Origin of the sequence: Hungatella sp. SB206 (assembly GCF_051132295.1) — a bacterium.
GTDB classification, from domain to species: Bacteria; Bacillota; Clostridia; order Lachnospirales; family Lachnospiraceae; genus Hungatella; species Hungatella effluvii.
Genome location: NZ_CP096603.1, coordinates 3,764,855 through 3,779,035 on the forward strand (window position 1 = coordinate 3,764,855; position 14,181 = coordinate 3,779,035).

Here is a 14,181-nt window from a genome sequence, read left to right on the forward strand (position 1 = left end):
GATGATGATAGAAGAGACAAAAGCGGTCATATTCGACCTGGATGGAACGCTTGTGGACTCCATGTGGATGTGGAAGGATATCGACATTGAGTTCCTTAAAAACTATGGACACGACTGTCCTCCGGAGCTGCAGAAGGAGATCGAGGGAATGAGTTTTTCCGAGACCGCCGTCTATTTCAAGGACCGGTTCGGACTGAGGGAATCCATCGAAGACATCAAAGCCATCTGGCGGGAGATGTCCATTGAGAAATACCGCCATCAGGTGCCGTTAAAGGCCGGCGCCCGTGAATTTCTCAACCATTTGAAGTCCCGCGGCATCGCAGCCGGCATTGCCACCAGCAATGGAAGAGAGATGGTAGACGCAGTCATCGATACTTTGAAGATCGGAGACTATTTTCAAGTAATCGCCACCGCCTGCGAGGTGGCAGCCGGAAAACCGGCGCCCGACATCTATCTGAATGTAGCTGGCCGTCTGGGTGTAACCCCTGGTAAATGCCTTGTCTTCGAAGACGTACCCGCCGGAATACTGGCCGGGAAACGGGCCGGCATGACGGTCTGTGCTGTGGATGACGAATTTTCCAGGCATATGGAAGCGGAGAAGAAGAGTCTGGCCGACTACTTTATCCGCGATTATTACGATATTATAAACAGAAATGGAGCTGCAATATGATACACGATTACCTGCCAATGAACCGCGCCGATATGAATATCCGCGGCTGGAACCAATGTGACTTTGTCTATGTGAGCGGTGACGCCTATGTGGACCACCCCTCCTTCGGACACGCCATCATAACCCGGCTTCTGGAGGCGCACGGCTACAAGGTGGGGATCATCGCCCAGCCGGACTGGAAAGATCCGGAGAGTATCCGGGTGCTGGGAGAGCCCCGGTTGGGCTTCTTCGTATCCGGCGGAAATATGGACTCCATGGTAAACCACTATTCCGTTTCCAAAAAGCGGAGACTTAAGGATTCCTACACGCCGGGCGGCGTTATGGGAAAGCGGCCCGATTACGCGACGGTCGTCTACTGCAACCTGATCCGCAGCGTCTACAAACGGGTTCCCATCATCATCGGCGGCATCGAAGCCAGCTTAAGGCGGCTGGCCCATTACGATTACTGGTCTGACCGGTTAAAGCATTCGATCCTGATCGACTCCCAGGCTGATTTAATCTCCTACGGAATGGGAGAGCGGTCCGTCGTCGAGATTGCAGACGCATTAAACAGCGGAATCGATATCAAAGACATTACCTTCATAGACGGAACGGTATACAAGACCAGCAGCCTGGACAGCGTCTACGACGCGCTGACTCTGCCATCCTACGGCGCCATGAAAGAGGAAAGACAAGAATACGCCAGGAGCTATTATATCCAGTACAGCAACACGGATCCATTTACAGGGAAACGTCTGGTGGAACCGTACCAGGACAATTGCTACGTCGTTCAGAATCCGCCTTCCAAGCCATTAACCACCGAGGAGATGGATGAGGTTTACGACCTTCCGTATATGAGGAACTATCACCCGTCCTACGAAGAGGAGGGCGGTGTTCCGGCCATTCGGGAGATCAAATTCAGCCTCATCAGCAACCGCGGCTGTTTCGGCGCATGCAGCTTCTGCGCACTGACTTTCCATCAGGGACGGATCATTCAGGTGAGAAGCCATGATTCGCTGGTGGCTGAGGCAAAGCTTCTGACCGAAGAACCGGACTTTAAGGGCTATATCCACGATGTGGGCGGCCCCACCGCTGATTTCCGTTCGCCTGCCTGCGAGAAACAGCTGACCAAAGGCGCATGTCCGAACCGCCAGTGCCTGTTCCCGGAACCGTGCAGGAATTTAAAGGCAGATCACTCGGATTATATTGAACTGCTCCGGAAGCTTCGCTCTCTGCCAAAGGTGAAAAAGGTCTTTATCCGTTCAGGAATCCGGTTTGACTACGTGCTGGCAGACCCCAGCCGGAAGTTTTTAAAGGAACTGTGCCAGTACCATATCAGCGGCCAGTTAAAGGTAGCCCCGGAGCACGTGGCGGACAAGGTGCTAAGCCGCATGGGCAAGCCGCAAAATAAGGTGTACCGACAGTTTGTCAAAGAATATAAGGATATGAACGCACAGCTTGGCATGAAGCAGTATCTCGTCCCGTATCTGATGTCCTCCCATCCAGGCTCCGGCCTGCCCGAGGCCATCGAACTGGCCGAGTACTTGCGGGATCTGGGATACATGCCGGAACAGGTGCAGGATTTCTATCCGACGCCGTCCACCATCTCCACCTGCATGTACTACACCGGATACGATCCGCGCACCATGGAAAAGGTCTATGTCCCCACGAATCCGCATGAAAAGGCCATGCAGAGAGCGCTCATCCAGTACCGAAACCCAAAGAATTACGAACTGGTGGAGGAAGCGCTGAAGAAAGCCGGACGCACTGACTTAATCGGATACGACAAAAAATGTCTGATTCGTCCCAGATTTTCCGGCGGCGGACAGTCTGCCGGCGGGAAAAGGCCGGGGAATGGGCAGCCAGCAAGTGGCAGAAGACCAGGGAATGGGCAGCCATCAGGCGGTTATCCGGCTGCAAAGCAGCGGGACGACAAAACGGCGGGAAAGAAAAAGACCATAAGAAACGTTCATAAAAAGGTTAAAAAATAAAAGAGAAAAGAAGGGATTCAAATGAAGATTGCAGTTGTAACAGGGGCCTCCTCAGGAATGGGCAGAGAATTTGTCAGGCAGCTGGCGGACCGTTTTAACGGAATCGATGAAATCTGGGTTATCGCCAGACGCGAAGACCGGCTGAAGGAGCTGGTATCCACGGTTCCAGTGCGTTTGCGCATCTTCGCCGTGGATTTAACAGACCATAAGGAACTGATGGATTTTCAGTGCACGCTGGAGGAAGAACACCCCGATGTCAAATGGCTGATCAACTCGGCGGGCTTCGGAAAGATTGGACCGGTAGGTTCTTTAAATCTTGCCGATGAAGCCGGTATGGTGGATTTAAACTGCAAAGCGCTCTGCGTGGTCACGCATATGGTGCTTCCCTACCTCTCCGGGAACAGCCGCATCATTCAGCTGGCTTCCTCGGCGGCATTTCTTCCGCAGCCGGATTTTGCCATCTACGCAGCCACGAAGTCCTTCGTACTCAGCTACAGCCGGGCGCTTAACGAGGAGTTAAAACCGCGCGGCATCTATGTGACCGCAGTATGCCCCGGACCAGTCAAGACGGAATTCTTCGATATTGCGGAGACCACGGGCGAGATTCCGGTCTATAAGAGGATCGTCATGGCGGATCCAAAGCGCGTAGTAAAGAAAGCGATCCGCGACAATATGATGGGACGGACCGTGTCGGTCTACGGCATTACCATGAAGGCATTTCATCTGCTCTGCAAGGTTCTGCCTCACGGCATGATCTTAAGGATCATGAAGGCGCTATAACAAACGGGGATTGAATCAATACTATACCGATAAAAAAGGAATGACAACTGTGAAAAAATACAACAAGGGGCAGTACGGATACCGGAACCATCATAAGAAAGTGGAGACAGGCAAAGTCGCCTTCGGAGCAGCCATGATTATCGCCCAGCTGATCGCAAGATATTTTGTGGACAACACGGCCTGGAAGAATATTCTGACGGTCATGGCCATCCTTTCCGTTCTTCCCACGGCCAACGTGGCCTCACCGCTTCTCGCGGCCTGGCGTTATAAGACGCCCTCCGAGGACTTTCACCGGAGAGCGGCAGGGTATGAGGGACGTTTTTCCATTCTCTACGACTTAATCATCACCACCAGAGACGCTATCATCCCGGCGGATGCAGCCATTGTCCATCCCAGCGGCGTATTCCTATACTGTACCTCGCCGAAGCTGGACACTGCAAAAGCGGAGAAATTCTTAAAAGAGATGTTTGCGGGACACAAGCTGGATCTTAGCGTGAAGATCATTCTCGATGAAAAGGCATTTTTCCACCGGATGGAGAGCCTGAAGCCGGCGGAAGAATACGAGGATGACGGCAGTGTGGACTACACGCTCCAGCTGCTTAAAAATCTATCCATGTAAGGGGAATTGAAAGATGCGTTCTCTCATTGTTTCTGAAAATGAATCGGGTCAGCGGCTCGACAAGCTGCTGGCCAAATACTTAAATCTGGCCAGTAAGGGATTTCTCTATAAGATGATGCGCAAGAAGAACATCACGCTGAATGGGAAAAAATGCGATGGCTCGGAGAAGCTTGTCCAGGGAGACGAGGTCAAGCTGTTCTTCTCCGAGGAGACCATTGAGAAGTTTTCCTCTCATACGCTCCAGGAGGTCAAAAAGGTGAATCTGCATATCATTTATGAGGATGACCATATTCTTCTCGTCAACAAGCCTTCGGGAATGCTTTCCCAGAAAGCGAAGGACACCGATGAATCCCTGGTGGAATACATCATCGATTACCTCATATCCAGCGGACAGTTATCCACAGAACAGCTCTGTAGCTTCCGCCCATCCGTCTGCAACCGCCTGGACAGAAACACCAGCGGCCTCGTCGTCGCCGGCAAGTCTCTGCCGGGCCTTCAGATTATGTCCGCGGTCTTCAAAGACAGAAGCCTGCATAAATACTACCGGTGCGTGGTAAAGGGCCGTGTGACGGAAAAACAGGTCATTACCGGATTTCTTAAAAAGGACGAGGCCACGAACCAGGTGACCGTCACCACAACGGAAACGGCGGGAAGCGTTCCCATTATGACGGAATATGAACCGCTCGGCTGGGCGGAGGACTGCACGCTGTTAAGCGTCAAGCTGATTACAGGGCGGACCCATCAGATCCGGGCGCATCTGGCCTCTATCGGCCATCCCATTCTTGGGGACTACAAATACGGCGACAGCGCGGTCAATGAAGAGGCGAAAAAGCGCTGGAATATCCGTTCCCAGATGCTTCATTCCTGTACGGTGACATTTCCGCAACTGCCGGAACCGCTGACCGGTCTTTCCGGCAAAACCTTTTCAGCGCCGCTCCCGCAGACCTTCCGGAAAATCTGCCGGGATTGGAGTTAGGCTATGGGAACATGGAACACAAGGGGCTTAAGAGGCTCCACACTGGAAGACTTAATCAACCGCAGCAACGACAGCTACCGTGAGAAGAAGCTGGCCCTGATCCAGAAGGTGCCGACCCCGATCACCCCCATCTCCATCGATAAGGAGAGCCGCCACATCACGCTGGCTTATTTCGATCAGAAGAGTACGGTAGACTACATCGGGGCCGTACAGGGGATTCCCGTCTGTTTTGACGCCAAGGAGTGCGCCGTGGAAACGTTTCCCCTGCACAATATCCACCCGCATCAGATTGCCTTTATGCGTGAATTCGAGGAGCAGGGAGGCATTTCCTTCATCATCCTGTCCTATACGGTAAAAAATGAGATATATTATCTTCCGTTTGACGAAATCCTTCGTTTCTGGACTCGAATGGAGGAGGGCGGGCGCAAAAGCTTCACCTATGAGGAAGTGGATAAGTCCTGGCAGATACGCAGCTGCCGGGATATCTTTGTCCACTATCTGGAGATGATTCAGAAAGATTTGGACAGAAGAGATTGACAAGTCGGGCAGTGTCCCTTATAATAAACTACACGTTATCATGGTAGCGCTTTACCATATGAAAGCAGTATGCAGCAACGTTCGGAGGAAGCTATGGCAAACAAATTATTACATACACCGGATGGCGTCCGGGACATCTACGGAGTGGAATGCACCCGAAAGGCAGCCATCCAGAACAGGATCTTAGAGATATTCCATCTGTATGGATATCAGGACATTGAAACGCCGACCTTTGAATTCTTTGATATCTTTAATGAATCCCGCGGAAGCGTTAAAGCGAAAGAGATGTTTAAGTTTTTCGACAGGGACAACCATACCCTGGTGCTCCGGCCCGATGAGACGCCGGCGATCGCCAGATGTGTGACGAAGTATTTTACAGAAGAGGATATGCCTTTGCGGCTCTGCTATTTGGAGCGGACCTTTATCAATAACACCAGCTACCAGGGACGGCTCAAGGAAGCGGCCCAGACCGGTGTGGAACTGATCGGCGACGACTCGTCCGACGCGGATGCGGAAATACTCGCCATGGTTATCCGGGCTCTGAAGGCGGCTGGCCTCACGGAATTCCAGGTGGAGCTGGGAGAGGTCGATTTCTTCCGCGGCCTTCTAGAGGAAGCCGGCATGGACGAGGAGATGGAGGAGAAGCTTCGTGAGCTGATCGAGAACAAGAATTATTTCGGCGTGGAGGAGCTGGTGATGGAACAGCCTATTCCACAGGAATTAAAGGATGCTTTTCTAAAGCTTCCTGAACTGTTTGGTTCCCTGGAGGCGATCCAGGCCGCCAGAGAGTTTACGAAAAACCCGCGGGCCTTACGGGCGATTGACCGTCTGGAAGAGGTGAATCGGATTCTGGAATATTACGATTTGTCGGAATACGTTTCGTATGACCTTGGAATGCTGAGCCAGTACCAGTATTACACCGGAATCATTTTCAAGGCCTATACTTATGGAACCGGAGATTACATCGTAAACGGCGGGCGGTACGACAAGCTTCTCGTCCAGTTCGGAAAGGATGCACCGGCCGTGGGCTTCGGAATCTCCGTCGATGATCTGATGCTGGCTTTATCCAGACAGAAGATCGATACGCCGGTCCGGGTAGTCAATACCATGATTCTCTTCGAGCCGGAATCCAGAGAGCAGGCGATCCAGCTTGCGAAGCACTTCCGCGATACCTCCATGCCGGTGCAGCTTCAGCTTAAGAAGGCGGACAAGACGCTGGAAGCGTATAAAGCCTATGCGGGGCGCACCACCATTACGAACCTGCTGTACTTAGATGAGAAGGGCTTTTCCGTAAAGATCGTGAACTTGAACTTAGACCGGATGGACGAGATACCTCTGTCCGAATACTTAAAATGAGGGATGACATGAGATATTTGACATTTGCCCTGGCAAAGGGCCGTTTGGCAGAACAGTCGCTGGATCTGCTGGAAAAAATCGGAATCACATGTGAAGAGATGCGGGATAAGAGTTCCCGGAAGCTGATCTTTACAAACGAGGAGCTGGGGATGCGTTTCTTCCTGGCCAAGGCAAGCGATGTGCCGACCTACGTGGAGTACGGCGCCGCCGACATCGGCGTGGTCGGAAAGGACACCATCCTGGAAGAGGGCCGGAAGCTCTATGAGGTGATGAACTTAGGGCTGGGTAACTGCCGTATGTGTGTCTGCGGACCGAAAGAGGCAGAAGAGCTGTTAAAGCATCACGAGAGAATCCGTGTGGCCACCAAATATCCGGCCATTGCAAAGGATTACTTTTACAATAAAAAGCACCAGACCGTGGAGATTATCAAGCTGAACGGCTCCATTGAGCTTGCCCCCATCGTCGGCCTCTCCGAGGTCATCGTGGACATTGTGGAGACGGGCACGACGCTCAAGGAAAACGGCTTAACTGTGCTGGAAGAGATCTGTCCGCTGTCTGCCCGCATGGTAGTCAACCAGGTCAGCATGAAGCGGGAAAACGACCGGATTACCCGTCTGATCCATGATTTGAGGAATTTAATGCAGTCGATGGGCTGATGTTTTAAAACGCTCACTACAAGGAGGAAAATAAATGAGAATTGTTGCGTTAGACGAAACTTCCAAAAAGGATATTCTCGCAGACTTATTAAAGCGTGATCCGAACAATTATACCGCCTATTCAGATACGGTCCAGGAGATCGTGGACACAGTAAAACGTGACCGCGACGCGGCCGTATTTTCCTATACAGAGCAGTTTGACCATGCCGTGATAGACGCCACCACCATCCGGGTGACAAAAGAGGAGATTGAAGAGGCCATGAGAGAGGTGGAACCGGGACTTTTGGAGGTCATGAAGCGCTCCATGAAGAATATCCGGGCCTTTCACGAGAAGCAGAAGACGTACAGCTGGTTTGACAGCAAGCCGGATGGAACGATACTGGGCCAGAAGATCACAGCGCTTTCCAGTGTCGGCGTCTACGTTCCCGGCGGCAAGGCGGCTTATCCGTCCTCCGTTCTCATGAACATCATTCCCGCCGAGGTGGCCGGAGTCGAGAAGATCGTCATGGTAACCCCCCCGGGCAGAGACGGAAAGGTCAATCCTGTGACCCTCACCGCGGCGCATCTTGCAGGGGCGACCGAGGTCTATAAAGTGGGCGGCGCCCAGGCCATCGCGGCACTGGCGTTTGGTACCGAATCCATCCCGCGGGTCAATAAGATCGTAGGCCCCGGCAATATCTTCGTGGCGCTGGCCAAGAAGGCGGTATACGGCCATGTCAGCATCGACAGCATCGCCGGTCCCAGCGAAATTCTGGTCCTGGCCGATGAGAGTGCCAATCCCCGTTTTGTAGCGGCGGATCTCTTATCTCAGGCGGAACACGATGAACTGGCCTCTGCCATTCTGGTTACCACCAGCATGGACCTGGCAAAGAAGGTATCGGAAGAGGCGAAGCGGTTCACAAAGGAGCTTTCCCGCTCAGAGATCATTCAGAAATCGCTGGATAATTACGGCTACATCCTGGTGGCAGACACCATGGCAGACGCCCTGGAAACGGTCAATGAGATCGCTCCGGAGCATTTGGAGATCGTGACGAAGAACCCATTTGAAGACATGACTCGTGTGAAAAATGCGGGAGCCATCTTCATCGGGGAATACAGTTCTGAGCCTCTTGGCGACTACTTCGCAGGCCCGAACCACGTGCTTCCGACCAACGGAACGGCAAAGTTCTTCTCCCCGCTGAACGTAGATGACTTCGTGAAGAAATCCAGCATCATTTACTATTCCAAAGACGCTCTGGAGGCCATTCATGAGGATATCGAGGCTTTTGCAGAGGCAGAACAGCTGACCGCACACGCCAATTCTGTCAGGGTCAGATTTGAAAAGTAGAGATACCGCCAATACTGGTATTGAGACAAGAGAGGACTAGGATATGGAAAGAACAGCGGAAATAGCGAGAGTGACAAACGAGACGGATATCCGCCTGAAGCTGAATCTGGATGGAACGGGCAAAGCCGCAGTCCGGACTGGAATCGGATTCTTTGATCATATGCTGTGCAGCTTCGCCCGTCACGGCCTGTTTGATCTGGAAGTGGAAGTAAAGGGGGATTTAGAGGTAGATACCCACCATACGATTGAAGATACGGGCATCGTGCTTGGCTCCGCCATTAAAGAGGCGGTTGGAGATAAAAAATCGTTAAAACGGTACGGAAACATGATTCTTCCCATGGATGAGTCCCTGATACTCTGTGCCATTGATTTATCGGGCCGCCCCTACTTTGTTTTCGACGCCGTCTTCACGGCTGAGCGCGTGGGACAGATGGAGACGGAGATGGTGAAGGAGTTTTTCTATGCCATTTCCTACACGGCGGAAATGAACCTACATATCAGAAAGCTGTCAGGAGAAAACAACCACCACATCATCGAGGGCATGTTTAAGGCATTTGCTAAGGCCCTTGATGAGGCAACGCAGACAGATTCCAGAATCATCGACGTACTATCCACGAAAGGTATGCTGTGACTATGGTAGATCAATTCAAGGAGAAGGAGGGCATAAGACGGTTCCTGCGGCTGCGATTTCGGATCGGACGCCTTCTCACGGGGATTGCATGTATAGCTGCCGGTGCTGGTATGATTATAGCCTTTTTGCTGCTGGCTCGGTATGATAAAATCCATACCGCGAATACGACTCCGGAACCTTTTGACGCATTTAAAAAAAGTAAGGATTGTTCTGTCCAGATCCAGATGCTGGCAGGACCGTTTGCCAGCACCCAGAACGACGAGCTGAATTTTTACTGGGGATACGGAATAATGATGGAGCCTGTCATACTTCTTTTCAGAGGAGAGCTTCCGGAGTCGTGTCAGGCACTTCTGGAGTACACCCAAAATTTCGATACTGCGGCCAGTCCGGAACCGGTTACCTTACGCGGGCATTCTGCGGCCATTGAAATCGCATATCTTTACGACTATGCGCTGGAATCCTATCAGGCCATGTGGGGACTGGATTCCATAGAACTATATGAGTTTAAAGAGACAGTAGCGACATGCTATCTGGACACTGCAGAGCTGACATGGGTAAAAAAGCTTCCGTGGTATGCAACATTTTTGGTATACATTCTTCCGGCCGTGCTTCTCGTGATGGGCGTTTCCACATGCTGGCGCTATCTGATACAGAAAAAATGGGAGTATCGAAAATTGTCTCTCCTAAGTGAAAAAGAAATACAAGCTGCTGTACAGCAGCTTGCAGGCGCCTCGGAATTTAAACCCCGTTCCCGCATTTACCTGACAGCCGACTTTGTAATAACGGGAAATTATCAGTTTGATATCATTCCTTATAAACGAATTGCCTATTTTAAGGAGACAGGAGGTTTCTTCATGGCGGTTACCGCCGATGATAAGACCCATATTATTCTGTCTTCCCGTCACAAAAAGCTTGATCGGGTTCCATGGTTAATCCCATTAGAACATGTACTGGAAGAACTGATTAAAGATGCAAAGAGAGAAGGAGAACAGGATGCAGTTATATCCGGCAATTGACATGAAGAACGGACAGTGTGTCCGCTTAAAGCAGGGAAAGTTTAAAGAAATCACCGTCTATTCCGATTCACCGGAAAAGGTGGCCGCATACTGGGAATCACAGGGCGCCACTTTTTTACATCTGGTGGATCTGGATGGCGCTCTGGCCGGTTATTCGGTTAATGAAGAGACTATCCGGCGGATCGTTTCCGCCGTCTCCATGCCTGTGGAGATCGGAGGCGGCATCCGGACAGAGGCAGCCATTGAGCGTATGCTGAACTTAGGCGTGAGCCGGGTGATCATCGGCACCAGGGCGGTAGAAAATCCGCTGTTTCTCCGGGATGCGGTGATAAATTTCGGCGCAGACCGGATTGTTGCCGGTGTGGATGCAAAGAACGACCTGGTAGCCGTCGAGGGCTGGGAGAAGCTCAGCGAAATAACCGCCTCGGACTTATGCGGACAGATGAAGGAGTACGGTGTTCGTCATGTAGTTTATACTGATATCTCCAGAGATGGCATGCTCACAGGCCCCAACGTGGAGGCTACAAAGGCCCTTACCAGGGAGACTGGCATAGATATCATCGCATCCGGCGGTATGTCCTCCATGGATGATTTAAAACGGCTTCATGAAGCTGGTGTAAAGGGCGCCATTATTGGAAAAGCTCTGTATGAAAACAGAATCAATCTGAAAGAAGCAGTGGAAGCATTCGAATGACGGATACTGCGTAACTATTTATATAAACTTATTATACGAGGAGACTATCGTTATGAAAGAATATAAAAAGGTGATTCCCGGATTCGGTATCCGCGAGGGAAAGGCAGTCCTGCTGTGGGGCACGGACTGCTGTGAGGACAACGTTCTCGCTCTTTCCCGGTATTACGGTGACAGCGGAGCCGATGAACTGTTCCTCTATGATATGTCCGAAACAGATGAAGATCACGAGCGTTCCATCGGTTTGATCAAGGAGATTGCACGGACAGCCGATGTGCCGGTGATTACCGGCGGACGGGTCCGGAGGCTCGAGGATGTGAAAAAGTATCTCTATGCAGGCGCAAAGGCCGTATTCCTCAATGTGGACGTTGATGAAAATGTAGATATGATGAAGGAGGCTTCCGATCGGTTCGGTGATGATAAGATCTACGCCTGGCTGCCGGATTTCTCTTATCTTGACCGGACGGAGGAATACAGTCAGCTGGGAGCTTCCGTCATGATTCTCGGATCTGTCTGCCATTCACAGGAAGAAATTGCACAGATGGAGGAGAAGGAGGAGAGATTTATCCTCTCGTCAGACCAGCCTGACTCTGTGACGCTTGCCGGCCTGATGGCCTCTGGCCGTGTATCCGGCGTCATTGGTTCTATGACCGGAAAATCACCCTCCTGTATGGAATTAAAGCAGCAGCTAAAAAAGAACGGCGTTGCAGTCGATACCTTTGAAAGCGCGGTGGCATGGGAAGACTTTAAGCTGAACTCTGACGGACTGATCCCTGTGATCGTCCAGGATTATCGGACCTCCGAGGTCCTTATGATGGCCTATATGAATCAGGAAGCCTTTGAGACGACGCTTCACAGCGGCCTCATGGCGTATTTCAGCAGAAGCCGCCAGAGTCTCTGGCTGAAGGGGGAGACCTCCGGCCATTACCAGTATGTGAAGTCTCTCTCCTTAGACTGCGACAATGATACCCTGTTGGCAAAGGTCAATCAGATCGGCGCTGCCTGCCATACGGGAGCGCGCAGCTGCTTTTTCCAAACGTTGGTGAAGAAGGAGTATCAGGAAACGAATCCTTTAAAGGTATTCGAAGACGTTTTCGCCATTATTCTCGACCGCAAGGAGAATCCGAAGGAGGGGTCCTATACTAATTATCTGTTTGACAAGGGAATCGATAAGATCCTGAAGAAGCTGGGCGAGGAGGCGACGGAGATTGTGATTGCGGCTAAAAATCCTGATCCGGAGGAAGTGAAGTATGAGATTTCCGACTTCCTGTACCACATGATGGTATTGATGGCGGATAAGGGGGTAACCTGGGAAGATATTACGCGGGAGCTGGCAAACAGGTAAATAATAAATAAGATAGAGAAAATGAGTTAACATAACATTTTTATGTTAATCTTTATAGAAAATCCTTTGAGAGAAGATAAATTTTATTTTCTTTTAAAGGATTTTTTAGTGAAAAATGGGGGCTGCAAAGATAAAATCTGCTCATGTAAACAGTGACTTTTTATGTGGGATATGATACTGTTATTGTGAGAGCAAAATGCAGAAAGAGCAGGTGAGAATAGAATGTCACGAAGAAGAAAGCATGTACTGGCCTGTTTTCTGTTTCCGTTGGTCTCCATCTTACTTATATCGTGCAGACATGCTCCGAGGATGGGAGAGGAAACTTTACAGACAGAAAGCATGTCTGCCACTATGCCCGTGACCACAGACAATTATGTGATATCGGAACCATCTGAATTATTAGAACCATCTGAATCATCAGAAACTTTTGAACCATCAGAGTCATCATCCGCCAACCAGCCCTCCATTCACGACACCTGCGGCAAGATTGCCGAACAGATCAGCACCTTTATGAGCCAATACCGATCCAGCGTCTATTACGATGAGCCAACCGATTCGTTTGTCATCAATATCAAAGGCAGTACAAGAGATTTGGTGGATCTCAGCACGGAGGGCGGAACCATTACCCGTTATACGGATAAAGGGGGGGAAATATACCGGTACCGACTGGTTCTTTATGGTGAGACCGGTCGCATGGAGAGCAATTATTTTTTCACCAGTCACTTTATTTATTATACCAGCCTGGAGGAAGATTACTGCGTTCCTCCCATCATCATAGGAGAGACTGACATACTGGAGCAGACGCTGACAGAAGGTATTCTTATAGATGGAGTCTGCTATCGCTACGACCGTCTCAGGGATCAAATCCTTATGACAGATGTGATCGAATTCGTCTATACGCCGGAGGAGCTGGCTGACTTATATGAAAAGGCAGTAGTAAGCCCTGAGACAGCGGCAGCCAGCGAAGAAGAACTCCATTCCCGGCAGACTTCTCCTGAAACCGCAGTCAGCCTGTACCGCGAACTTTTAAAGGATGATACCATGTATTCCCTTACGGCTACGGCCGACTATCCAATGGGAGATGGGAATGCCGTTTATGCCTTCGGAGACTGCAATGGAGACGGGGACCCGGAGCTGCATATCGTGGGCGGTTATTTCTATAATATCTATACGTGCCGCAGCGGAAAGCTCGCCCTGCTCCGAAGCTCTGACAGATATGCCAGGCCTTTGACTCCATTGAAGGACGGCGGAATGATTGGTTATAAGGCAACCGGTCTCAGCTACGACTGCTATTACTATCGAAGACTGGATTTTGACGGTTTCCTTATCGATTCCGAATCCCGTGATTTCCTCGTGGAATTTGCGGTGGATGGCGACCCTGACAAGAATACCTATACGATGGACGGTGGTCCCTGTACGAAGGAACAGTGGGAAAATGAAATTGCCCCCTATCGCGACATGCTGGATAACCCTGCTTTGCAGCTTTCATGGGACTATGTATTTCCGGAAGCTGTGAGGGCGGAATTAGCGGACAGCAGGCGGGATTAGCCAGGACAGGAAACACATAATAGGGGCTTTCACCCTGTTCGTGTTTATGTTATAATTAG

Annotated in this window: 14 protein-coding genes; all 14 read left to right on the forward strand. The window is 50.9% G+C overall.

Going from position 1 to position 14,181, the window contains the following annotated elements:
- Position 1: 1 nt before the first annotated feature.
- The 14 genes from M1L66_RS16505 (at position 2) to M1L66_RS16570 (ending at position 14,122) form a co-directional block, all read left to right on the forward strand.
- Positions 2–670: an HAD family hydrolase gene (locus M1L66_RS16505; RefSeq protein WP_187022214.1), complete on the forward strand. Its 669-nt coding sequence runs from the start codon at positions 2–4 to the stop codon at positions 668–670.
- Positions 667–2,640, forward strand: a complete 1,974-nt coding sequence (locus tag M1L66_RS16510) for a YgiQ family radical SAM protein (protein ID WP_187022075.1) — start codon at positions 667–669, stop codon at positions 2,638–2,640. Before M1L66_RS16505 ends, M1L66_RS16510 begins: the two co-directional genes overlap by 4 nt.
- Before the next feature lie 21 nt (positions 2,641–2,661).
- Positions 2,662–3,420, forward strand: a complete 759-nt coding sequence (locus M1L66_RS16515) for an SDR family NAD(P)-dependent oxidoreductase (protein WP_002604143.1) — start codon at positions 2,662–2,664, stop codon at positions 3,418–3,420.
- A 40-nt stretch (positions 3,421–3,460) separates the two neighbouring features.
- Positions 3,461–4,039 carry an O-linked GlcNAc transferase-like protein gene (locus M1L66_RS16520; RefSeq protein ID WP_117631693.1) on the forward strand — a complete coding sequence of 193 codons (579 nt, stop codon included), beginning with the start codon at positions 3,461–3,463 and terminating at the stop codon, positions 4,037–4,039.
- Positions 4,040–4,052: 13 nt separating this feature from the next.
- Positions 4,053–5,015 carry an RluA family pseudouridine synthase gene (locus tag M1L66_RS16525; protein WP_434687147.1) on the forward strand — a complete coding sequence of 321 codons (963 nt, stop codon included), beginning with the start codon at positions 4,053–4,055 and terminating at the stop codon, positions 5,013–5,015.
- A gap of 3 nt (positions 5,016–5,018) precedes the next feature.
- A complete protein-coding gene (locus M1L66_RS16530; protein ID WP_434687149.1) occupies positions 5,019–5,552 on the forward strand; it encodes a Holliday junction resolvase RecU in 534 nt (177 codons plus the stop codon).
- A 93-nt stretch (positions 5,553–5,645) separates the two neighbouring features.
- A complete protein-coding gene (gene hisZ, locus M1L66_RS16535; protein ID WP_320954519.1) occupies positions 5,646–6,908 on the forward strand; it encodes an ATP phosphoribosyltransferase regulatory subunit in 1,263 nt (420 codons plus the stop codon).
- Positions 6,909–6,916: 8 nt separating this feature from the next.
- Positions 6,917–7,564: an ATP phosphoribosyltransferase gene (hisG, locus tag M1L66_RS16540; protein ID WP_002604138.1), complete on the forward strand. Its 648-nt coding sequence runs from the start codon at positions 6,917–6,919 to the stop codon at positions 7,562–7,564.
- 34 nt (positions 7,565–7,598) lie between these two features.
- A complete protein-coding gene (gene hisD, locus M1L66_RS16545) occupies positions 7,599–8,891 on the forward strand; it encodes a histidinol dehydrogenase (RefSeq protein ID WP_187022070.1) in 1,293 nt (430 codons plus the stop codon).
- Positions 8,892–8,934: 43 nt separating this feature from the next.
- Positions 8,935–9,522, forward strand: a complete 588-nt coding sequence (hisB, locus tag M1L66_RS16550) for an imidazoleglycerol-phosphate dehydratase HisB (RefSeq protein WP_434687152.1) — start codon at positions 8,935–8,937, stop codon at positions 9,520–9,522.
- 2 nt (positions 9,523–9,524) lie between these two features.
- On the forward strand, positions 9,525–10,538 hold the full coding sequence (locus M1L66_RS16555) for a hypothetical protein (protein WP_434687154.1): 1,014 nt from the start codon (positions 9,525–9,527) through the stop codon (positions 10,536–10,538).
- Positions 10,516–11,232 carry a 1-(5-phosphoribosyl)-5-[(5-phosphoribosylamino)methylideneamino]imidazole-4-carboxamide isomerase gene (gene hisA / locus M1L66_RS16560; RefSeq protein WP_434687156.1) on the forward strand — a complete coding sequence of 239 codons (717 nt, stop codon included), beginning with the start codon at positions 10,516–10,518 and terminating at the stop codon, positions 11,230–11,232. The genes M1L66_RS16555 and hisA overlap by 23 nt, the downstream gene beginning before the upstream one ends.
- A 52-nt stretch (positions 11,233–11,284) precedes the next feature.
- Positions 11,285–12,574 (forward strand): bifunctional phosphoribosyl-AMP cyclohydrolase/phosphoribosyl-ATP diphosphatase HisIE, encoded by a 1,290-nt coding sequence (gene hisIE / locus M1L66_RS16565; protein WP_434687158.1) that lies wholly within the window; start codon positions 11,285–11,287, stop codon positions 12,572–12,574.
- 222 nt (positions 12,575–12,796) lie between these two features.
- Positions 12,797–14,122: a hypothetical protein gene (locus M1L66_RS16570; RefSeq protein ID WP_434687160.1), complete on the forward strand. Its 1,326-nt coding sequence runs from the start codon at positions 12,797–12,799 to the stop codon at positions 14,120–14,122.
- Positions 14,123–14,181 lie beyond the last annotated feature (59 nt).

Bases quoted from the DNA above. Each gene is read 5' to 3' on its own strand.
- M1L66_RS16525 (WP_434687147.1), top strand. From the start codon at position 4,053: ATGCGTTCTCTCATTGTTTCTGAAAATGAATCGGGTCAGCGGCTCGAC.
- M1L66_RS16555 (WP_434687154.1), top strand. From the start codon at position 9,525: ATGGTAGATCAATTCAAGGAGAAGGAGGGCATAAGACGGTTCCTGCGG.
- hisA (WP_434687156.1), top strand. From the start codon at position 10,516: ATGCAGTTATATCCGGCAATTGACATGAAGAACGGACAGTGTGTCCGC.
- hisZ (WP_320954519.1), top strand. From the start codon at position 5,646: ATGGCAAACAAATTATTACATACACCGGATGGCGTCCGGGACATCTAC.
- M1L66_RS16530 (WP_434687149.1), top strand. From the start codon at position 5,019: ATGGGAACATGGAACACAAGGGGCTTAAGAGGCTCCACACTGGAAGAC.
- M1L66_RS16520 (WP_117631693.1), top strand. From the start codon at position 3,461: ATGACAACTGTGAAAAAATACAACAAGGGGCAGTACGGATACCGGAAC.
- hisIE (WP_434687158.1), top strand. From the start codon at position 11,285: ATGAAAGAATATAAAAAGGTGATTCCCGGATTCGGTATCCGCGAGGGA.
- M1L66_RS16505 (WP_187022214.1), top strand. From the start codon at position 2: ATGATGATAGAAGAGACAAAAGCGGTCATATTCGACCTGGATGGAACG.
- M1L66_RS16510 (WP_187022075.1), top strand. From the start codon at position 667: ATGATACACGATTACCTGCCAATGAACCGCGCCGATATGAATATCCGC.
- hisG (WP_002604138.1), top strand. From the start codon at position 6,917: ATGAGATATTTGACATTTGCCCTGGCAAAGGGCCGTTTGGCAGAACAG.
- M1L66_RS16570 (WP_434687160.1), top strand. From the start codon at position 12,797: ATGTCACGAAGAAGAAAGCATGTACTGGCCTGTTTTCTGTTTCCGTTG.
- M1L66_RS16515 (WP_002604143.1), top strand. From the start codon at position 2,662: ATGAAGATTGCAGTTGTAACAGGGGCCTCCTCAGGAATGGGCAGAGAA.
- hisD (WP_187022070.1), top strand. From the start codon at position 7,599: ATGAGAATTGTTGCGTTAGACGAAACTTCCAAAAAGGATATTCTCGCA.
- hisB (WP_434687152.1), top strand. From the start codon at position 8,935: ATGGAAAGAACAGCGGAAATAGCGAGAGTGACAAACGAGACGGATATC.